Raw genomic sequence first — 20,397 nt, forward strand, 5'->3', positions numbered from 1 at the left:
GATTTACCATGCCGCTCGCACAGGATTCGCTTGGCCGAATCGCACAGGTTTTCTCGTTCGGCACGATGCGCTCGGTCGCGATCGGGGCATCGAGCACGCAGAGCGCCGTCCTGACGGCAGGCGCAAGCATCATCCGCCTTGTGTCCACCTCCGACTGCTGGGTGGTCATCGGGGTTGGCGCCGATGCGTCGTCGGGTGGGTTCTTCCTCCCGGCGGGGATCGTTGAGTATGTGGGGGTGCCCTCCGGCCCCGTGTGCGTCGCGACGCGGCGACACTCCGTCGATGGGACGCTCAGCATCGTCGAGGTCTCCTGATGCTGCCCTTCCTCGCGAGGCGGCGAGCGAGGACCCGTCCGGTCGCGGAGTTGGCCAACGGTGTCATTCCGGTCGGCATCTCGGCAACCAGGTCCCAGGTGAACACCCTCTCGACCTTCCTTGATTCGGCGGGCACCTGGCAGATGGTTGGCGGCGACCAGCCGCGGTGGCGGGGCGGCGTCGTGGTCGGCGTCAACCGGCTCCGGAATCCGCGCGCCGAGGGGGCGAGCGGGGCGACAGCGCCAACGAATTGGGTGACAGCCCTCCCCGCCGGGCTCTCCGCCACCTACAGCCGCGTCACGCGCTCCGGCGTGGGCGGTGTCCTGATCTCCGTGACAGGCACCGTCACGACGGCGGGCGGTATGACCTTCGTGCTCGACAGCGGGCGCGCAATGGCCTCCCCTGGGCAGGTCTGGACCGCCAGCGCCTGGATCCAGGTGGACATCGAAAGCGCGCCCGTTACGGGCCTCCGGCTGGAGGTCGTCGAGGAGAACTCTGCGCTGTCTCTCCTTGCGTCGAGCAGCGCGGGCATCGACGCGACCCGAGCATCCCTTCTCCGGCGGGTTCACACGCGCACCCTGAACAACACGGGCGTCACGCGGGTCCGCGCCTCCGTCGCGACCGATTCGATCCCTGCCGGGACCGCGGTGACGTTCTCCATCTTCATTGGCTGGCCGCAGCTTGAGCCCGCCGCATCCGAGGGTGCGGTCTCCCTCCCTCCCGTCGGCGTGCCGGGCTCAAGTGTCGCCTACGCCGCATCCAGTTCCGGCGCCCTTCTTGTCGAGGGGCAGCGAACGAATGGCGTGAGGAACCCCCGCGCGGAGGGGTTGGTGCCAGGCAATCCCGGCACCCAGCCGACACATTGGGCGACCGCCGTTCCGGGCGGCAACCTCACGCGGATCTACGGCGCGTATGTGAATGAGGACGGGATCACAGGTGTCCCCGTCAGGTTTCAGTTCGCCACGGCCGGCAATGCGGATCAGCGGTTCGACGCGGCTGGGACCGTTGCGATGCCCGTTACGGCGGGCTCGTCTTATACGGCGTCATTCTTCGCGCGGCTGAGCGCGGGATCGCTGGCTGGTCTCGCTTTCTCTTGCGAAATTCAGTGGTTCGACTCGGCTGGCGCCTCCCTCGCGCAGACATCCTTCCCTTTTACGCCGACGACGGCCCGTCTGGGTCAGGCGAGATGGTCGTTCACGGCGGTCGCGCCGGCCTCTGCTGCCTTTGCGCGGCATGTGGTGCGGTGGACCGCGAGCGCGGCGGCGGATGCTGAGCTGACAGTCGGTTGGCCGCAGTTGGAGTTGGGGACGTTCGCGTCCACCCCAATTCTCCCGATGCCCGGCACGCTGGCATCAAGCACCCGCTCCGCCGACCTCATCAATGCATCGCTGTCCGCCCTCGGGATCGGACCGGATGGCGCCTGCGCGATCCTTATGCGGCTAACACCGCAGGCGGCTGGGTCCAATCAGTGGTATGTGCAGATTGACGATGGAAGCAACGTCAACCGATTCGCGATGCTCAATCTCGGATCCTCTATCTATCTGAGAGCGGCCGCGAACGCCTCGGCATCGAACACCATCAACCCCCTCAATTTTGGGCTTCCAAACAGCGTCGGCATGTCGATCGACGGGAGCGGAAGGGTGGCCGTCTGCTCGAACGGCGGTCCTGTGGCGGGGACCGGCGGCGGCCCAACCGCTGGGCTCACGACGCTCCAGATCGGCAACGCATCAGGTAACAGCGCGCCGCTTTTTGCGGAGATTGATCGGGCCTCCATCTTCCAGCGACCATTTGCCGAGAGCGATCTCCCGGCGCGCACAGCATCTATCTAGGGACATCCATGAGCGAATCATCCGATTCCATCCTCCGCGCGATGCGCGGCTTCGAGGGCTCAGCCGAGATCGCGGACGCGCGCAAGGCGGAGATCGAGCGAGATCCGCGTCTTGCCGGTATTCTTCCCCCGCCAGGCGAGCCGGCGAGGCGCTGGAATGTCTCGAAGACGAAGGCGATGTTCGCCTTCGTGCAAGTCTCCGGCACGACGCCGATCGCGCGCCCGGACGATATGGACGAGGCGGATCCGGCCATCGTGGCCGGACTTGCGGGGAGCCAGTTCTAGCCATGGGCGCCATCGTGCATGTGAACCGCCAGACGGTCGCGCGCAACACGAAGAGCGGCACCAACGATCCACCCCTCATCATCCGCCGCGGCCGGAAGAGGACCTACGCCCACGAGGTCGAGATCATCGGGCCTGCGAGGGTCGTCTACTCCCCCCACAAGCCCCTCGACTGCGGCGCCAGGATCTGGATTTCCTGCGAGGACGCGGTGCCGATCTTGGCTTCCGAATAGAGGGGACAGACTGTGTCGCACGCGGAATCCGCCAAGTCCGACTTGCATTCTCCTGTGGATCTGGCACTTGACGAAGTCAGCAGCCACGATTGCGTCCAGAAGCGCCTGTCGGATGCGCAGATAGAGCAACGCCGAGAGGCGGCGCGCTCGCGCTGGCGGAAGGCCCGCGAAGCCGGCGCCTCCGTCGCGGGAGCGGTGGCGGGCGGCGTCGCCGCGGAGCGCGCAGCGGTCGCCCTCACGAGGGCCGGCAACCGCGACGCCCTCATCGCTCGCGCGGCCCGCATGCGGCGAGATGACGCCGTCCGCAACTCCGCGGACGAAGCGCGACTTCAGCAGAGCATCGACAGCATCAAGTCCGCGACGCGGCGCACCCTCGACGACATCGCCTCCCGCAGGGCAAGGGCCTCCGTGGAGTGGGTGGTTCCGCGCAGGATCGAGCAGATCCAGCGCCAGGAGATGCGCGAGCGCTCCTTCAGGCTGCGAAACCGCGAGGCGGCCCCCGATGGGGCGCCCGTCGTCCGCGACATCGATGCCGAGATCGCGTCCCAGGTGCGCGAGGCGAAGCTTGCGGGAAGACGTCGAGACCTCGAATTGGCCCGCAAGCCGCGCCGCGTTCGCCGCGCCGAGACCGAGGCGCAGCGCCGATCCGAGGCCTGGACGCGCACCGTCCGCCGCTCGCTCGACTTCGATGCGTCGAATGACGCGGCGCCCCACCTCTCTGAGGTTGACCGCGCCCTCATCTCCGAGGCGGCCTCAAAGGAGGCGGCCGATGAGATGAGGCAGGACGCCCTCAATGCCTGGCTCAGGAGAGCGGCAAGGGGGCGCGTCAGGACGACGCGCAAGGTCGTCATCCCGATGTCGGGGGACGTCGGGGCGAAGTTCAAGCGAGAGGCCACCACCCAGCGCGTCCCGCCCAGCATCGATGGGAAGAACCTCGACCGCATCCGGCGCGCCGTCCTCAGCGACCTTGATCGCAAGGCGATCCGCCTGAGGGCAAGGTCCGAGCGCGCCGTCTCCCGCATCAAGCGGGTCGCCGAGATGCGTCACGCCCCGGAGGTCCGGGCTGCCCGCACCGAGGAGAGGATCCGGCGCCTCTCCTCCCGCGTCCTGACGCGCTTTCCGAGCCGCAGGGGTCGCCTCATCGCTGCGGCAACCGGGGCGGCCATCGGCGGGGCCGGCGCCTACGCCCTCAGCAAGTCGGACGCCCTCTCGAAGATCGCCCCGCCGGATGGATCGGTTGGCGTCGGTCCGGTCGCCGGGCGCCTCACCAGAGCCTTCCTCAGCCTTCGCGAGCGGGCCGCCGAGATCATCGATCGCCTTCGCGCCAACCCCAGCGATTCCGACACCCGCTATCGCGACAAGCTGCGCGAGGCACTCGATCCGCTGGGCCGCCCCTTCATCGGCGGGGCACGCCACGCGGTCTCCGGCGATCCGACGATCGCGGTCTCGTTCGACCTCATCGAGCCGCGGGTTTTCACGCATCTTGAGGCCTATCGCCTCGATCTCATTCGCCAGATCGAGGAGGGGCAGCGCGAGACGATCAGGCGCACGCTCACCACGATGATGGCGCAGGGCGCGGGGCCGGAGGCGATCTCCCGGCGCATCCGGGACACGGTCGGCCTCACCGCCTACCAGGCACAGGCCGTGGCCAACTATCGCGCGGAGCTGGAGAGCGCCGATGTGATGGTGCGGAGGCGGGCGCTCGGTCGTGAGTTGCGCGACAGGAGATACGACCGGAGCGTCATCCGCTCTCTCGCTTCGGATGAGCCCATCCCCCGCGAGCGGGTCGATGCGATGGTCGAGGCCTATCAGCGACGCTACATCGCGCTGCGGGCCACGACGATCGCCCGCACGGAGGGGCTGCGCGCGTCGAATCTCGGCGGGATCGCCGCGGCACGGGAGGCGTCTGACGCCTTCAACCTCCAGGTCGAGAAGACCTGGCTCGCCACCGGCGACGACCGCACGCGCGACAGCCATCGCGGCCTGCACGGCAAGACGGTGACCGGCATTGATGCGGCCTTCGTGCTGCCGAACGGGGTGGCGATACGTCACCCGCACGACCCCGAGGCCCCGGCGGGTGAGACCGTGAACTGCCGCTGCACTTTGCAGATCAGACTTACGCCTCGCCGGGGGCGCATCACAAACCTGATGGCAGAAGCCGTCTAAGGGGGGCACCATGAAGAAGCGAGCAGCCGGATCCCCGCTCAGCGAGGCTGAGCGTCAGCAGCGCCGCGAGGCGGCCAAGGCGCGCTGGAAGCGCTATGCCGGCAACACCGCGGGGGCGGTCATGGGCGGCTTCGGCGCGCTGTCGGGCGCCGCCATAGGCGGCGCAGCCGGCTTTACCGCCGCCGCCATCGCAGACCGCGGTGCCGACGGCCGATCCCCTCTCGGGCGGGGAACGGTCGGGCGAAAGCTGGCCGCCTTCTCTCTGCGCAGAGACAAGTCGTTTCGCGAGAGCGTCAAGCGCGCGGGAGCCAAGGCCCGCTCCGGCCTTCGAGAGAGCGCGCCGGCCGGCCCCTCAGACGCCAAGGCAGAGGCCGCGCGGCGCAAGATTATGGAGGAGGCCGCTAATAGGGGCGGCGACATGAAGCAGGCCGAGATCGACGCCCGCGCCGCCTATGACCGCGTAGCCAGCCGCAAGCGATCGGCGCGCTCGGGGAGCCCGGCCGCGCAGGTCAGCGAGCGCGTCCGCGACGCAATCGCTGAGGCGCGCCGCGGCGGTGGCGGTATCCGCCTGGATCTCGCTTCGGGGGTGGCTGGCGATGCCGGGGGTTTCGGGCTTGAGCAGGCCGCGGTCAGGTCTGCCATGCGCCGCAGGATTGCCGAAGGCGTGTTCTCCAACAGCTTCACGTCGTCGATCTCCCGCATGAAGGCGCGCCCGCTGGCGGCGGCGACCCTGGGCGGCGCCGCGATTGCGGGGGCGGCTGGCGCGCATTCCAGCTATCACGACACCCGAGACAACTTCCTGCCCGCGGACGAGGCGTCCCGCAGGCGCGCCCTGGTGTCGGCCGGCGTCTACCTGGGCGCAACGGGCTCACTTCTCGGAGCCCATCAGGCTGCACGATCTGGCGCAAAGACGAGAGCTGGCGTGGCTGGCGCCATGGCGACCGGCGCCGCCCTTGGCGCCGGTCTCGGCGCGCTCAATCAGAGCGAGGGATTCAAGATGCGCGACAGGGAGCGCGCAAAGGCGGCCAACAAGTTCGATGAGGCGGAGACGGGCGTCATGCGTAAATCCGACATTGGCCGCATGCGATGGGCTGGCCTCAGCAAGGGCGAGATCGGCGGGGAGCTTCGCAAGGAGGCCCGACGGCGCATCCATGAGCGATACGGCGAGATCGGACGCGCGGGCGGCGGCGGCGCGATCAGCGGCGCGGTGGCGCATGGAACTGGCGCGGGCTTCTTCATGCCGCCGATCGGGACCGCGCTTGGGGCGGTGATGGGCGCCCAGCACGGCGCGAACGCGCACGCGTTGCGCTCGAAGCTCGGTGGGTCGCCGAAGAGGACGCCGAAGGACCTCAAGGGCCGATTCGAGCGCAACATCGGCGGGCTCACGAACAACACGCTGCTCGGGACGGCGAGCACCCTCGGCGGGGCGGCCGCTGGCGCCGCTATCGGGGCGCGGAGCGGCCAGGCAGCCGGTGGCGCCATTGCCGGCGCGATCGCGGGGCGCGCCCTGACCGCCCCGCACACCTACTCGCGCGGCCATCGCCGCGTGCGCGACAGCCAGATCTGGCAGCGCGACTTCGCCAACAAGGGCTGACATCGCCCGGCGGGCCACACCCAGGAGGACCACATGAGTGACGTGAAGGTGGCCACCGCCGACGAGGCGCTGGCGAAGATGGCGGGCGTGATCGAGGCGCTCCCCGAATCCCGGCGCAGCAATGCGATGTTCAAGGCGAACGCCCTCATCGTGGCGGCCGCGAACATCAAGTCGCTGCCGGATGGCGCCCGAGAGGACGTCGCGGCCGAATGGCTCGCCAGCGAGGAGGATGCCGACCTCCGGAAGGCGGCCGCAGAGGCGGTCGGCCTCCTGAAGAACGATGCTGACGTCGCCGATGCCGATGCCGGCGAGGAGGGCGCCGATGCCGACGGCGAGCCCACGGAGGCGGAGATCGACGAGTGGCTTGAGGGCCTCTCCGACGACGAGGTCGCCGAGCTGCTGGCCGAGATCGAGGCCGAGGAGATCGAGGCCGAGGACCTGCCCGAGGAGTTCTACGACGCCATCGCCGACCTCTCCGACGAGGAGTTGGAGCTTGTCGACCGCTACATGGCCGAGGCGGAGAAGCTCGACGGCGCGGCCGGCGAGGCGATGCACAAGGCCGACGCGATGGCGGATGCCTGGCTTGAGCGCGGCGACGAGGACCTGAAGAAGTTCATCGGCGCGGTGCGCGGCGCGATGCAGTCCGCCGGCGCGTTCAGCCGCGCAGTTGGCGCGCGCGCCGGGTCGCTCGCCTCCCGAGCCTCGGCGGCGGGCGCTCGGGCCGGCGCCGATGTCGGCCGGCGCGTTGGTGGTGCGATCGGCGCCCTTGGTGGCCGCCAGCCGCGTGGATTCTTCCGTGGCGCGAAGCGCGGCGGGAGGATCGGGGCCGAGGTTGGCCGGCGCGCGCCGGCTGCGGCGATCGGAACCGGCATTCTTGGCGGCGGCGGCGCCCTCTACGCGTCTCGCCGGAAGTAGGCCGGGGCGCATAGTCGCGCCACTGAATCACATATCTGTGTGTCTGTCGGGAGGAACGTCTCGCATGGAGCTGTTCGCCCGCCTTGCCAAGGTCCACGAGGAGGAGCGCGTCATCCATGCGCGCGCCCTCTGCGAGGAGCCGGACCGCTCAGGCGAAGTCATCGACTTCGACGCGGCCGTGACGGCCTTCCAGCAGTGGTCCGCGGAGATGAAGGCGGCCTCCGGTGGGAAGTCGCTCGGCAATGTCCGGGTGATGCACCAGCCGCGCGTCGCGGGCCGCATCATCGATGTGATGGTGAAGCCGGACGAGCGCGCCATCGACGTCGCAATCAAGGTTGACGACGAGCAGATCTGGCAGATGTGCAAGACGGGCGCATACACCGGCCTGTCGATTGGTGGCGCCTATGCGAGGAAGTGGACGGACCCCGACCGCCCGACGCTCACCCGCTACGCGCCGCGACTGTCCGAGGTGTCGATCGTCGACCGCCCCTGCGTTCCCTCCGCCACCTTCCAGATGCTGAAGGCCGACGGCTCGGTCGAGGAGCGGCACTTCCCCGACGGGCCAAGCATCGACGCCGAGCTGATCGATGAGCTTCGCGGCCGGGTGGCCTCCCACAACGAGGCCTATCCGGCCGCGCATCAGCGGACGCGCCTTGGTGACCTGAAGAAGGCCTGGGAGCGCGGCGCAGGGGTTCCGGGCGGCGGTGTCGTCGAGCGCCACATGCGCGGCATGCGTCGCGTCGAGGAGCACCTCTCCCGTCTCGCCAAGGCGAGCCCGCCCATCAAGCCGCGGACCTTTGGTGAGTTGCGCAAGGCCGCGGACCGCGGAAACGGCGCTGGCGCCGTGGCTGGCGCCGCCGTGACGGGCGGGATCTACGGCTTTGTCGGACGCAAGCTTGGCGGCGTCGCGCTCTCCCCCGTGACCGCGACCTTGATGGCTGGAAGCAAGCGGTTCCGTCGCGCGATCAACACCGCCAACGACGCCTATCTCGGCGCCAAGACCGGCGCGAAGCGCGCAATGCGCTCCAGCCGCCCCGGCCTGATCGCCTCCGGCATCCGCCACGCCGTCTCTCGCGGCCGCGCGCTCGATGCGACCCGGCCCGGCATGCGATCGGTTCGCGGCGTCCTGCGCGTGCCGGGTCTGGCCGTGGGGACGGGGCTCGGTCTCTACGCCTTCAATCGCGACCTCGATCGCCGTCGCGCGACGAAGGTTGACGGTTCGGCCCTACAGAAGCGCGCCGCTGGCCGCGCCATGCTCGCGCGCGTCCCAGGCGGCCGCATCGAGGCGGCCGGCCTTGCTGCCCTTGGTCTCGGCGGCGCGGCAATTGGCGGGGGCGCGGCTGCTGCCGTCAACGCGAGGCGCGGCAACCCCTATCGCGACGAGAGTGGCCGCTTCACCTCGAAGGCGAAGGCCGTCCTCGTGGTTGGCACAGGCGCGACGCTTGGCGCGCTCGCCGGCGCGGCCGGAGGTGTCGCCATCACCCGCTACGGCGTCCGCAAGATGACGCAGCGGGCATACAAGCGCCTCGCCGACATCGAGAAGAACGAGGCCAAGGCCGTGTCCGATTGGGGCAAGGCCTTCGCCAACGCGAAGGAGAAGACGAGCGTCGAGGGCGCTGTGCGCTCCATGCTGGAGCGCAACGCCGGCCGCTTCGAGGCTGAGGCGAACCGCGCGATCGCCGCCCAGGACGCCATCAATGCGGCGGGCGAATGGGAGTGGATCGCGCGCCGCGCCTCTCCCAAGGGGGGCGGCCTCACTCCGGGCGGCGAGATCTCGTCCTGGGTCACTCCGCAGGCCTTCCGGGATGCGGGCGAGACGCGGAAGAAGTCCTACGAGGCCCTGAAGAAGGAGATCGATGATCTCGTCAGGAACGAGAAGGTTCTTCGCGAGGCCGCCGGCAGCGATCCGACGCCGAACGTCAAGTCGAGGCTTGATGAGATCGCCGGGAAGCTCTCCGAGAAGCGCCCGTTGCTGGATGCTGTCGAGGCCGAGATCGCCTCTGTCCGTGCCGAGATGCCGGGTCTGAAGTCACGCCTTCTTGGCGAGGTCGGCGAGAGGCGACGGGCTGACAAGTTCCTCGACCGGATCGTGCAGGAGCACGAGGGTCGCGTCGATGGCCTCGTCGCCCTCCGCGAGGAGGCGAAGGAGTGGCTCGCAACCGCGCCTCGAACGAAGTCCGGCAAGGTCCCCGCCTCTGCAATCAGGTCGATCGCCGACGAGGATCTTCGGGCATTCATGGAATCGGGCGCCTATGACCGCCTGGAGTCCGTCTACACCTCCGCCGCGGGCCGCCTGACCCGCCCGCACACGCAGGAGGCCAAGACGGCCTCCCTCGCCATCCGGCAGCGGCGGGAAGCCGCCCAGGCCGCGTGGGATGCCCGCCGCAAGTCCCGGATCTCGCGGCGCATGGTCAGCGACAGCGTCGCCGCAACGGACGGCCTCATCTCCTCCCGCATCCTCTCGCGCGCGAGGTCCACATCCTCTCCGATGCGGCGCGCCCTGCGCGGCCTTGGCGACGAGGCGAGGGCCGCGATGCGGGTGTTCGGCATCTCCCCGAATCGTCGCGCAAGGGGCGAATCGGCGGGTGGCTTCAGCGCAGCCCTCGGGCGCGCCAAGGTGCAGATCAAGAACGCCGGCAAGCGCGCCTTCTTCCGGATCGAGCGCGACAAGGCCGGAAGGTTCACCCGCGACGCTGAGGGCAACATCACCGGCGTCGGCAAGCCGCTCTGGGGGCGCATCGGTCGCGTGGCCGCCGGCATCATCTCTGGCGGCGGTCTCGCCACGGCGAGGGCAAAAACCGACCTCCGCTACGACGTCGCGACGAGCGACAAGGGCGAGGTCTCGATCAACTTCCACTACCGCGACCCCGCCGATCAGTCTCGCCGCCTCCTCCTGGGCGGCATCACCTTCCCCAACGACAACGTCGCCGATCCGAAGCTCAACTACGCTGTCCCCGGCACCGTCTGGCGGGCGCCCAACAGCGGTGGCGGCGGCAAGGGCGGCGGGCAGATCAACGTCTCGAAGGAGGGCGCGGAGAAGATCTCGAAGTTCCTCCAGCAGGCGGCCAACCGCTCCGACGCCTACGACAAGCGCGACGAGGCCGACTACGGCGTCGTCTTCCGTCGGGAGATCAACGACAAGGGCCTGAACGAGGTCGGCAAGCAGGCCGGCCAGCAGATCTACGACGCCCTCGCAGGCGATGTGAACCGCGCAAGGGGCCAGAACGGCGGCAAGCTGAAGGACGACGACTTCTTCGACTTCCTCGGCCGCGCCAATGGCGGCGTCGAGTTCAAGATGCCGAACGGCAAGTCGGCCAGCGGCTCCCTCCTTGATGTCGAGCAGACTGCGAATGTGGTCAGTCTCGCGATGCCGGGAGGGGACCGCATCCGCAATGCGGCGAAGGACTTCCGCTCGGCTCGCGAGAGGGGTGACGACGCGGCGAAGCGCGCTGCCGCGGACCGCATCGTCGAGGCGATCAAGGCGTCGATCGAGAACTCCCCCGTTCCGACCACCGACGCAGAGTTGCGGGCGATGAACGGCGCCATCAAGGTCTTCGAGCGCCGTCGCTGGATCGACGCTGTGGCCAGCGCGGATCTCATGGCGCGAGTGAGCGAGCGTCGCTCCAGCGCGCTCAGCGCCCCCGCAGACGGGATTCCCTTCTGATGTCGCGCACGGACGGGATCAAGAGCGGGACGACCTACGCGGCCGCGACGGGGATGCCCCGCCAGAGGCGCCAGGACCGTCCGACCGGCGCCTATTTTGCGGGCGTTGCCGGCGCGGCCGGAGGCTTCGAGCTGGGCCGTCTCGGCTTCCGCCAGGCCTTCGTTCCGAAGTCTCGCGAGTTTGGCCCGAAGATGCCGCCGCTTCGGCTTGGCCGCATCTCGCGCTCCCTCTCCTCGGGCAATTTCCGGGCAGCCGGAGAGCGCGCGGCAAGGGCGGCGTCGGGCATCAAGAGCGGGGTTGGCGCGAAGCTTCGCCACGGTGTCCGCTGGGGGTTGCCGGGGTTCGCGGCCGGCATCGCCGGAGCGACGGCGCTCGGCGGCTACATGCAGGGGCGCGCGGAGCGCAGCGAGGCGGCGCGCGGCATCAGGTCGAACACCGAGCCGAGGGATGGGGCCTACGGCACGATCGGCCGCATTGGCGGCGGCCTTGTCGGCGGCCTTGGCGCAGCGGCCGCAATCGGATCCCGCCTTGCTGGCCGGCATTGGTCGGTGAAGATCGGTGGCGCGGCACTCTCCTCCATGGCGGGGTCTGTCGCCGGCGACTGGTCTGGCGCCGGGGTCGGCAGCGCCTTTGATCGCTACCAGGCGCGCACCCGTCGCCGCATCCAGAAGGCGCACTTCCTCTCCGAGGAGCCTCTGGAGAAGCTCATCGGGCTCGGAGGCAAGAGGCGCGACGGCGATGGCGATGGTCGCGTCGGGGACGGGACGCCGGCGGAGAGCGCCTCCGATGCGCGTGCCGAGCATGTCCGCGAACGTCTGAAACGGCGCCTTCGCGGCGGCGCCGAGGCCCTGCGCCAGGATGCTGGCCGGGCCGTTGGTGTCGCTCGCGATCGCGCGGCCTCGATCAGGAGCGAGGTGGCGTCCGAGATCGGGCGGTTCAGGGGGCTCGGGCTGGACGGTAAGGCAGCGATGGTGGTCGAGAGGGGCCTTCAGGCGCTCGCCCGCATCGAGCGGATGACGGGCGCACTCACGCCGGGAATGTATGGCGACGGGAACACCGGCGCCAACCTCGATGAGGCGCTCGAACTCTACTCGACGAAGGCGGGGCTCGACGCCAAGAGGGTCGTCCGGACCGTCAGCGACCACCGGCGGATGCGCGTTCTCGTCCGGCAGAAGATCAAGGCGGCGAGAAAGCTCCTTGGCCTGATGAAATCCGGGTGGGACGACGACACCCTCGCCCTTGCCTGGATGGTGCGGGAGGGCCTCGCCTCTCCGAGCCAGCACCTCGAACTCCGTCGCCGCCTCGCATGAGCTGGGTGGCGCCCGCCAGTCCAACCTCCGGGATGACCCCCTTCGGGATCACCGGCCCCATCGTGCCGCGGGGACGTGCGGCACTTCGGACACGGAAGGCGCCCAAGCGTGGTCGCCGCAACCCGCGAGGGGAAGATATGACGAAGCTGAACGATCTGCTTGGCGACCTGCGCAAGTCGGTGGACGAGATCATCTCCGGCCCCGAGGAGGGGCGTGCGGATCTCCTGGAGAAGAGCTTCCGGGAATTCGGCGAGGCGGCCGCCCTCATCGAGGAGGATCGCCCCATCGATGGCGGTGCGGTTCTCGCGAAGATGGGCGCTGCCGTTGTTGAGGCGGCCGGCCTCGATGACGACACGGGCGGCATCGCCGAACTCGCCGGCATCCTCCAGGGGGTCGAGGGCCTTCTCGACCGCCTGGCTGGGGACGCGGGGTCGCTCTCGAAGAGCGACGACGAGGCGGACATGCGCAAGGCGGCGGCATCGGCCGGCCTGCACGAGCTTGTCGATGGCTGGTATGGCCTCGGCGTTCGCCTCCTGGAGGTTGCGGCGGCTGCTGACGGCGGCGCTGAACTGCCCGATCTGGGCGGCGACGACATCGCCCAGATCGAGGATGACTTCGACCGCGTGCGCGCCGGCATCGGCCTTGCCAAGGCGGCGCCCCCGGTCCGGAAGGGCAGGGGCGAGGATGACGGCGAGGCCGATGAGGCCGACGAGGAAATGGAGGGCGGCGAGGAGCCCGAGATCGATGACGAGGAGCCGCTCGACCCGCTCGACACGATGCAGCGCCTCTGCGCCGCCCTGATGGTGACGATTGATGCGGTGCGGAACGCCGATGGTGCCGGCGCCGAAGAGGAGGCGGACTACGAGGAGGCGGACGAGGCGGTTGATGGTGTCGAGAAGTCGGTGATGGCCGAATCCCTCGCGAAGGCGCACGCCCTCGTGGCCGAGGCGGAGATCCACACCGCGGCCGAGGCCGAGATTCTGGCGGCGAGGGCGGAAGCTGATCGCGCCCGCCTCGCGAAGGAGGCTGCCGCCGCCGAACTGAAGAAGGCGCAGGACGATCGCGCTGCGGCCGAGGAGGAGCTTCGTCGCCTCCGCAGCCAGCCCTCGGCTCCGCGCGCCCGCCTTGGTGGCGCGCAGGCCGTCAGCAAGGCCGACGACAATGGCGGCGTCGACCTCTCGGCAAAGGCCGAGAGCCTCGCGAAGCTCGCCGAGCGCGATCCCTCTGCCGTGACCCGCGAGCTGATCAAGCTCGCCCAGGGCAACCGCATCCAGATCGGCTGACCCCAAGGGGTCTGGCCCGAAGAACCCGCGGCCCATCCGGGTTTGCGGAGAAGAGACGCGCCTCGATGACACATTGATGTGTGATTGAGGCGTGAACCACCACGCTCGTCACCGCCGGGTGAGCGCCGGCACGAGGCCGCGGGGCATCCGCCCCGCACCCGCCCGCAGGGAGCCGCCTGGGCAGCGGTCACACAATTATGGGATCTACGACATGACGTCGCAGGAAACCTTGCAGCTCCTCAAGGACGCGCTACAGAAGTCGAACGCCGATCCGGCGCTCGCCAAGGCCTTCACGCAGAGCGCCAGCCAGCTCACCGGCCTCACCGCCTTCTCGCTGGAGGCGCCGGCCAAGACCCTCTATCCGGTCCTCACGCCCTTCCGCAACGCGCTGCCGCGCACGGTCGGCGGCACGGGCATCCAGGCGAACTGGCGCGCGATCACGGCCATCAACAACGGCCGCATCCCCGCAGGCCTCGCCGAGGGCGCGCGCGGCGGCGTGATCAACACGACCGTCCGCGAATACCTCGCGGCCTTCCGCGGTCTCGGCCTCGACGACAACGTGACCTTCGAGGCCGACATGGCCGCGCAGGGCTTCGATGACGTCAAGGCGCGCGCCACCGAGGGCCTCCTGCGCTCCCTGATGATCGAGGAGGAGCGGGTCATCGTTGGCGGCAACGGCAGCCTCGCGCTCGGCACCACGCCGACCCCGACGCTGACCACCGCGACGAGCGGCGGCGCGATCACCGCGAGCACCGCCGTGCAGGTTGTGTGCGTCGCGCTGACGCCCTTCGGCTTCGGTCGCGCGAGCGTCGCCAACGGCGTGGAGGGCCAGATCACCTTCAGCCGCGGCGACGGCAGCTCGTCCACCGTCAACGGCGGCACCGCGCAGCAGTCCTCGGTGGCGAGCGTCACCGTTGGCGGCTCGGGCAACGCCCACACGGTCTCCGCGAGCGTCTCCGCGGTGCGCGGCGCCGCCGGCTACGCCTGGTATGTCGGCACCGGCGGCACCCAGCGGATCGCGGCGATCACCACGATCAATTCGGTGCTCATCACCGCCGTGCCCGGCTCCGGCCAGACCCTCGCGGCGTCCAACACCGGCGCGGACTACTCGACCTCCTCGCTGGAGTTCGATGGCCTGCTGACGATGGCCGCGAACGCGATCAACGGGTCCTACTTCCGCGCGATGCCGACCGGCACCGCCGGCACGGGCACCGGCCTCACCGCGGACGCGGCCGGCGGCATCCAGGAGTTCGACGAGGCCCTCCAGTGGTTCTGGGACAACCACCGTCTCAGCCCCACGAACATCTGGGTCAGCTCGCAGGAGCAGAACTGGATCCGCAGGAAGGTGCTGACCGGCAACACCTCGGCCGTGCAGCGCTTCGCCTTCTCGGCGGCGCAGCAGTCGCTGCTCGGCGGCACCTCGGTGCAGGGCTACACGAACCCCTTCACGATGGGTTCGGCGAAGACCATCCCGATCGCGATGCACCCGAATCTGCCGGCCGGCACCGTGCTCTTCACCACGAACGAACTGCCCTACACCCTGTCGGGCGTGACGGACGTGATGCGGATGCTGCTGCGCCGCGACTACTACCAGATCGAGTGGCCGATGCGGACCCGCCGCTACGAGTATGGCGTCTACATGGACGGCGTGCTCCAGCACTACTTCCCCCCGAGCATGGGGATTCTGACCAACATTGCCGCGGCCTGACAGGGGTCGTGACCTGGAGGGGGCCGAGAGGCCCCCTCTTCACCCAATGGAGGCGCTCATGCCCCGCATCCGATCCGCCGGATCGATTTCCTTCGGCGGCGTCGAATACCCCTCCATCGAGGGCCTCGTTGAGGTTCCCTCCGAGGCGCTTGCAAGCCTCGCCCATCACGGCCTCCTGGCGGAGGACGAGGCAGGGGAGCCGCAGCCCGAAGCACGCCGTCGCGGCCGGCCCCCGAAGGCCCAGGCCGAGGACGCAGAGGGGTGATCAGCCTCACCCAGCAGCACCAGGCCCTCATCGAGGTGCCGGAGGGCTACTCGGCCTGGCTTCCCGTCATCCTTGCCGCGGCCGGCCGCGCGGTGGAGGCGCATTGCAACAGGGTGTTCGAGGCGGCCGCTCGAACCGAGGTCCATGACGGCACAGATTCCGACGGCATTCCGCTTCGCCACCAGCCCGTCGCCTCGATCTCCGCCCTGCGGGTCGGTGGCGCGCCGGTCGATCTCGCGAATGTCTATGCGGACGGACCGGTCCTTCGCTGGCGGGGTGGGTTCTTCCCGCGCGGACGCGGCAATGTCGAGGTCTCCTATACCGCCGGCTCGCTGCCCGAAGATGTCGCGCTCGCCACCGTCATGACAGCGCAGGCCATGATCAACGCCGCCACCCTTGACCCGAACACGACCGGCGAGAGCACGGCCGGATACTCCGCCTCCTTCTCCCCCGAGGGTGCCGGCTCCATTCCGCGCGCCGCTCAGTCCCTGCTGAGGCCGCACATCAAGAGGTTCTCCGTCTGATGGCGCCGGGAGCCTGGGCGCGCGCACGCGTCAGGTCGGTCGCCGCGCGCCGCGGATCGTCCCTCACCATTCGGTTCATATCCCGCATCGCCGGGGCCGATCCGCAGCCATCGCCGCCGATGGTGATGGGGCCGCTTGTCCTCGGCGCGGCCGCAAACCCTGGCGACGCATCGATCTCCCTCCGCGCAACAGGTCTTGTTGGACGATTTGTCGCGGGCGACCGTCTGGCGGTCGCGGGCACCACCTACACCGTGACCGCATCCTCGACCGCATCCGCTGGCGCGGCGACCGTCCCCATCTCCCCGCCCGTCATTGCCCCCGCCCAGACGGGCGCCCCCGTCACGCCCGTTTGGGCGGCCGACATCGTCACGCGCGCGATGGTTCTCCAGCGCCCGTCCAGGGGGCTTCCGGGGAGGCCTGAGACGGAGCAGTCGCTCACGATCTCGCTCCCGGCGATTGGGCTCCCGAGGGATCCCGAGCCAGGGGACATCATCATCGGCCTTGGCGGCCGCTTCGCCGTCTTCGACGCCTTTCCCGAGATGCAGGCCGAGACGGTTGTCTCGTGGACGTTGAGGGCGCGCTGACATGGCTGACTTTGCAACATCCGTCGCTGAGTTCGTTGCCAAGGTGAAGGGGCGAGGGGATGCCGCCCTGCGGATGATCGCCTCCGACGCCCTCTCTCGCGTGCGCGAATTGACCCCCGTCCGCACCGGCTATCTCCGTGCCAACTGGCAGGCCTCCTTCGACGGTGAGGTTGCGCCCGTCGATCGCGAGAGCGCCGGCACCACGGCGGCCGAGGTCACGGGCAGCGTCGCGGGAAGCGTTGCGGCCGGCAGGGCTGGCGTGGTCGTTGGCACCGCCGTCGGAGGTCCTGTTGGGGCCGTCGTCGGAGGGGTCGTCGGATCGGTGGCCGGCGGGGTGGCCGGCGGCGAGATCGGCAAGTCCGTCCTGCGGGAGGGCAATCCGCTCGCCGAGGCAAGGGTCGGCGACACGATCTTCATCCTCAACCCCGTCGTCTACGCGCGGATGATCGAATACGGCTTCAGCGGCAAGGACAGCCGCGGCGTCTCGGTCAATCGGGAGGGGCGCGGCATGGTTCGACAGACTGTTTCCGAGATGCCGTCCATCGCTCAGAAGGCGATTGATCGGATCTCCCGATGATCTCCGCCATCGAGGATGCGTTCGCCTCGCGAATCTCCGGCGTCTGGACGGGCGACATCGCCTGGGATGGACGCCCCTACAGCCCGTCTCCCGACACCCCCTATCTCGCCGTCGGTCTTGTCGCCCACAGCAGACGCACCCTCGGCGCCGGCGCTAACGCGATCCGCGAGTGGAGCGGCGCCTGGCAGGCCTCGGTCGTGATGCCGGCATCGGCCGGCCTGAGGCCGGCGCGCGACGCGGCCTGGGAGATCGCCGGCCACTACCGGAGAGGGACGCCCTTTCCCTCTCTGACAGGTCTCCAGATCACCAATGCCGACATCCGCCCCGCCTATGCGGACACGGACTTCGTCCGGATTCCGGTGGTCGTCGAGTGGTTCATGATGGAGGTTGGATGACGATGCACCGCATCCGCATCGATTTTTTCCGGCACGGACGGATCTACCGCGTCGGAGAGTCGCACTCCTTTGAGGAGTGGCCGGACGAGACGCGGCTCGACGAGGTCTCCCACCTCATCGCGTCGGGGCATATCGAACAGCCCGAGCCGCCCTCCCAGGAGGCGCCGACCGCTGTCCGAGAGACACACAAAAATGTGCGCGGCGCCGCCGCGGACTCCGTCAGCAACACGAAGGAGGGTTAATCCATGCCGATCCCGCGCGGCGTAAACAAGCGCGTCGTAGTCGCCCGAGAGACGACCTACGGAACCCAGGGCTCCGGTCCGGGCTTCGAGATGCGTCGCGTCCAGTCGGTGCTGAACTTCAGCAAGGACAGCATCCAGAACGACGAGATCCTCACCTCCGGCCAGATCCGCGACGTCCGACACGGCGTCGGCCGGGTGAACGGCCAGATCACCGGCAATCTCGCGCCCGGCTCGTCCTGGCCGCTCATCGAGAGCCTCCTGCGTCGCGACTTCAGCGCCTCGGTCAATTCCGGCGCCCTCGTGAACGTCGCCGCCGCCGCCGGTCCGCCTGGGACCTTCACCCGCGCCGCCGGCTCCTTCGTCACCGACGGATTCCGTGTCGGCGATGTCGTGCGCTGGACCGGCTGGGCCACCACCGGCGCGGCGAACAACAACGTCAACTACCGGATCATCGCCCTAACCGCGACCGTGATGACCGTGGCGGGCACCGTGGCCGCCAAGGTTGCCGGCGACAGCGTCACCTGCACGCGCGTCGGCAAGCGAACCTTCACGCCCGCCACCGGCCGGACGAACCCTTCCTTCTCGATCGAGCACTGGTTCTCCGACGTCAACATGAGCGAGCTGTTCACCGGCTGCCGCACGACGCAGATGTCGCTGAACATCCCCGCGACGGGTCCCGTGCCGCTCTCGGCGAGCATCATGGGGCGCGCCCTCACCACCGGTGCCTCTGCGGTCTACTCCTCGCCCACCGCGCCCGTGGTGTCCGATGCGGTTGTCGGCGCCACCTCGCTCATCCGCGTGAACGGCGCGGACCAGGTGATCGTCACCGGCATGCAGATCAACATGCAGGTCAACAGCCAGGCGACGCCCGTGGCCGGCAGCCTCTTCCTGCCCGACATCTTCCAGGGCGTCCTGTCGGTGAGCGGCTCGATCAGCGCCTATTGCGACGGCGTCTCCCTCCGGGATCTCTTCCTCAACGAGACCTCGCTCGGCATCAACGTCCTGCTGACGAATTCGCCGGCGGCGAACGCGGACTTCATCTCGATCCATCTCCCGCGCGTGAAGTTCATGTCGGCCGACAAGAACGACAGCGACACGGCGATCTTCGAGCAGTTCCAGTTCGTTGCCCTGGAGAACACCTCCTCGGCGGCCAATGAGGAGCTGACCACGATCGTCGTGCAGGACAGCCTCGTGCCGTAAGGCGCCTCGACGCGGTGGACAATGGCGCCCCGGTGGCACATTTATGTGTGGCGCCGGGGCGCCGCCCTGTAACAGCAACAGCAATGGAAGGACGTGGTATGAGCTTCGACATCGCCGCCCTCGACAGCAGCACCCCCTCCGAGGAGGGGCGCGAGATGGAGCTGCTCCGCATGGACGGCGCCGTGGTGAAGCACCCCGACGGCCGCCCCGTGACGATCACGCTTCGCGGCCGCCTCTCGCGCGCGGTTCAGGCTGCCGATCGCGAGATTCAGAACCGCCGCCTTGAGATGAGCCGTCGCGGTCGCCGCGTCTCCCTCGAAGAGGCCGACGACGAGATCACCACGACGCTCGTCGCTGCGACGAAGGCCTGGTCCTTCGACACGATGGACGGCCAGTCCTTTGCCTGCACGCCCGAGAATGCGCGGAAGTTCTGGACCGACCCCCGCTTCCTTCATCTGCGCGAGCAGGGCCTCGTCTTCATGCGCGAGGACGCCCGTTTTACGCAGCGCTGATCGAGGCGATGGTGGCGCATCTGCGCCACGAGGTCTCACTTGATCAGCGCCTCCCGACGGGGGAGAGCCAGCGCGATGCTCTGGAGAGGGTCGCCGAGATCACCGGAAAGCGGCCGAGGGAGCTGGATGCGGCTCCGGGCCTGCCGCACGGCACGGAGCGGCTCTATGACATCTTCGCCCAGCTCTCCGCCGGGAGATCCTACGGGATGAGCGGTCCGATGCCGCTCTCCAGCCTCGAAATCCAGGCCTGGTGCTCCCTCACCGGACAGCGGCTCGACGGATGGGAGTTGACCGCCATTCGCCGACTTGACGCCGCCTGGATCAAGGCGTCGAACAAGCCGGACGAACGACCTGATGGGGCTTAGGCGTCGAGCCGGCGCCTGAGCCACTCCCTCGCGCTTGGGGAGCCAATCCACGCCGCGCGGAGGGCGAACCAGGCGGTCCCGCCGATGGCTGCGGTGTATAGGACGAGATTAACAATGCCGACGTCTCGCCCCGGCATGAGCAGATCGAGCAGCGTGGATAGGATCCAGGCATAGGACGCAAAGATCGCAGGTGTCCTCGCCCGGCCCTGCTGCGCGCTGTGCGCGAGCCAGACGCCGATGCCGGCAACCCCAAGGCCGGCGAGCGTCATCACCCGCCCGACCGAGCGATCGATTGGCGGGCCGTTCAGTGGCGCGGTGAGAACGCCCATCGCCTCGCCGTAGAAGACCAGCGACCCGGCAAAGGCCAGAAATACGGCAAGGGCAAGCCGCCCCATATGCGCCTCCTATGTGTTCCGAAGACCTAATGATGTGCCCC

The 20,397-nt window shown here is 69.2% G+C and carries 21 protein-coding genes; 20 read left to right on the top strand and 1 reads right to left on the bottom strand.

The genetic code is table 11. The annotated features are described in order from the left end of the window. Positions 1 to 8: 8 nt before the first annotated feature. From ACK8OX_RS16715 to ACK8OX_RS16810, 20 genes are all read left to right on the top strand, one after another. Positions 9 to 314, top strand: a complete 306-nt coding sequence (locus ACK8OX_RS16715; protein ID WP_430665357.1) for a hypothetical protein — start codon at positions 9 to 11, stop codon at positions 312 to 314. Continuing rightward, entirely contained in the window at positions 314 to 2,143 is a 1,830-nt protein-coding gene (locus tag ACK8OX_RS16720; RefSeq protein ID WP_430665358.1) for a phage head spike fiber domain-containing protein, read from the top strand. The genes ACK8OX_RS16715 and ACK8OX_RS16720 overlap by 1 nt, the downstream gene beginning before the upstream one ends. An 8-nt stretch (positions 2,144 to 2,151) precedes the next feature. Then, a complete protein-coding gene (locus tag ACK8OX_RS16725; protein WP_430665359.1) occupies positions 2,152 to 2,427 on the top strand; it encodes a hypothetical protein in 276 nt (91 codons plus the stop codon). Positions 2,428 to 2,429: 2 nt separating this feature from the next. Continuing rightward, positions 2,430 to 2,657, top strand: a complete 228-nt coding sequence (locus ACK8OX_RS16730) for a hypothetical protein (RefSeq protein ID WP_430665360.1) — start codon at positions 2,430 to 2,432, stop codon at positions 2,655 to 2,657. A gap of 54 nt (positions 2,658 to 2,711) precedes the next feature. Beyond that, entirely contained in the window at positions 2,712 to 4,823 is a 2,112-nt protein-coding gene (locus ACK8OX_RS16735; RefSeq protein ID WP_430665361.1) for a phage minor head protein, read from the top strand. 10 nt (positions 4,824 to 4,833) lie between these two features. Beyond that, positions 4,834 to 6,417 (top strand): hypothetical protein, encoded by a 1,584-nt coding sequence (locus ACK8OX_RS16740; protein WP_430665362.1) that lies wholly within the window; start codon positions 4,834 to 4,836, stop codon positions 6,415 to 6,417. A 33-nt stretch (positions 6,418 to 6,450) separates the two neighbouring features. Then, positions 6,451 to 7,332, top strand: a complete 882-nt coding sequence (locus ACK8OX_RS16745; RefSeq protein WP_430665363.1) for a hypothetical protein — start codon at positions 6,451 to 6,453, stop codon at positions 7,330 to 7,332. A 64-nt stretch (positions 7,333 to 7,396) separates the two neighbouring features. After that, positions 7,397 to 10,996: a hypothetical protein gene (locus ACK8OX_RS16750; RefSeq protein WP_430665364.1), complete on the top strand. Its 3,600-nt coding sequence runs from the start codon at positions 7,397 to 7,399 to the stop codon at positions 10,994 to 10,996. Continuing rightward, positions 10,996 to 12,306 carry a hypothetical protein gene (locus ACK8OX_RS16755; RefSeq protein WP_430665365.1) on the top strand — a complete coding sequence of 437 codons (1,311 nt, stop codon included), beginning with the start codon at positions 10,996 to 10,998 and terminating at the stop codon, positions 12,304 to 12,306. The genes ACK8OX_RS16750 and ACK8OX_RS16755 overlap by 1 nt, the downstream gene beginning before the upstream one ends. A 137-nt stretch (positions 12,307 to 12,443) precedes the next feature. Further along, complete coding sequence (locus ACK8OX_RS16760) at positions 12,444 to 13,589, top strand: hypothetical protein (RefSeq protein WP_430665366.1); 1,146 nt, start codon at positions 12,444 to 12,446, stop codon at positions 13,587 to 13,589. Positions 13,590 to 13,800: 211 nt separating this feature from the next. Next, complete coding sequence (locus ACK8OX_RS16765) at positions 13,801 to 15,297, top strand: hypothetical protein (RefSeq protein WP_430665367.1); 1,497 nt, start codon at positions 13,801 to 13,803, stop codon at positions 15,295 to 15,297. Positions 15,298 to 15,355: 58 nt separating this feature from the next. Next, positions 15,356 to 15,562 (top strand): hypothetical protein, encoded by a 207-nt coding sequence (locus ACK8OX_RS16770; protein ID WP_430665368.1) that lies wholly within the window; start codon positions 15,356 to 15,358, stop codon positions 15,560 to 15,562. After that, positions 15,559 to 16,086: a hypothetical protein gene (locus ACK8OX_RS16775; RefSeq protein WP_430665369.1), complete on the top strand. Its 528-nt coding sequence runs from the start codon at positions 15,559 to 15,561 to the stop codon at positions 16,084 to 16,086. The genes ACK8OX_RS16770 and ACK8OX_RS16775 overlap by 4 nt, the downstream gene beginning before the upstream one ends. Then, entirely contained in the window at positions 16,086 to 16,670 is a 585-nt protein-coding gene (locus ACK8OX_RS16780) for a hypothetical protein (RefSeq protein WP_430665370.1), read from the top strand. The genes ACK8OX_RS16775 and ACK8OX_RS16780 overlap by 1 nt, the downstream gene beginning before the upstream one ends. 1 nt (position 16,671) lies before the next feature. Further along, positions 16,672 to 17,247, top strand: coding sequence for a hypothetical protein (locus ACK8OX_RS16785; RefSeq protein ID WP_430665371.1), 576 nt, complete (start codon positions 16,672 to 16,674; stop codon positions 17,245 to 17,247). Beyond that, on the top strand, positions 17,244 to 17,642 hold the full coding sequence (locus ACK8OX_RS16790; RefSeq protein ID WP_430665372.1) for a phage tail terminator-like protein: 399 nt from the start codon (positions 17,244 to 17,246) through the stop codon (positions 17,640 to 17,642). Before ACK8OX_RS16785 ends, ACK8OX_RS16790 begins: the two co-directional genes overlap by 4 nt. Beyond that, a complete protein-coding gene (locus tag ACK8OX_RS16795; RefSeq protein WP_430665373.1) occupies positions 17,639 to 17,884 on the top strand; it encodes a hypothetical protein in 246 nt (81 codons plus the stop codon). Before ACK8OX_RS16790 ends, ACK8OX_RS16795 begins: the two co-directional genes overlap by 4 nt. Before the next feature lie 3 nt (positions 17,885 to 17,887). Next, on the top strand, positions 17,888 to 19,084 hold the full coding sequence (locus tag ACK8OX_RS16800; protein ID WP_430665374.1) for a phage tail tube protein: 1,197 nt from the start codon (positions 17,888 to 17,890) through the stop codon (positions 19,082 to 19,084). 98 nt (positions 19,085 to 19,182) lie between these two features. Next, entirely contained in the window at positions 19,183 to 19,596 is a 414-nt protein-coding gene (locus ACK8OX_RS16805; protein ID WP_430665375.1) for a hypothetical protein, read from the top strand. A gap of 8 nt (positions 19,597 to 19,604) precedes the next feature. Continuing rightward, complete coding sequence (locus tag ACK8OX_RS16810; RefSeq protein ID WP_430665376.1) at positions 19,605 to 19,961, top strand: phage tail assembly chaperone; 357 nt, start codon at positions 19,605 to 19,607, stop codon at positions 19,959 to 19,961. On the opposite strand, the gene ACK8OX_RS16815 is transcribed toward ACK8OX_RS16810, so the two are convergent. Next, positions 19,958 to 20,356: a hypothetical protein gene (locus tag ACK8OX_RS16815; RefSeq protein ID WP_430665377.1), complete on the bottom strand. Its 399-nt coding sequence runs from the start codon at positions 20,354 to 20,356 to the stop codon at positions 19,958 to 19,960. The two genes, ACK8OX_RS16810 and ACK8OX_RS16815, sit on opposite strands and share 4 nt — an antisense overlap. Positions 20,357 to 20,397: the final 41 nt, after the last annotated feature.

Source organism: Falsiroseomonas sp. CW058 (genome assembly GCF_050563535.1).
Taxonomy (GTDB): Bacteria; Pseudomonadota; Alphaproteobacteria; order Acetobacterales; family Acetobacteraceae; genus Falsiroseomonas.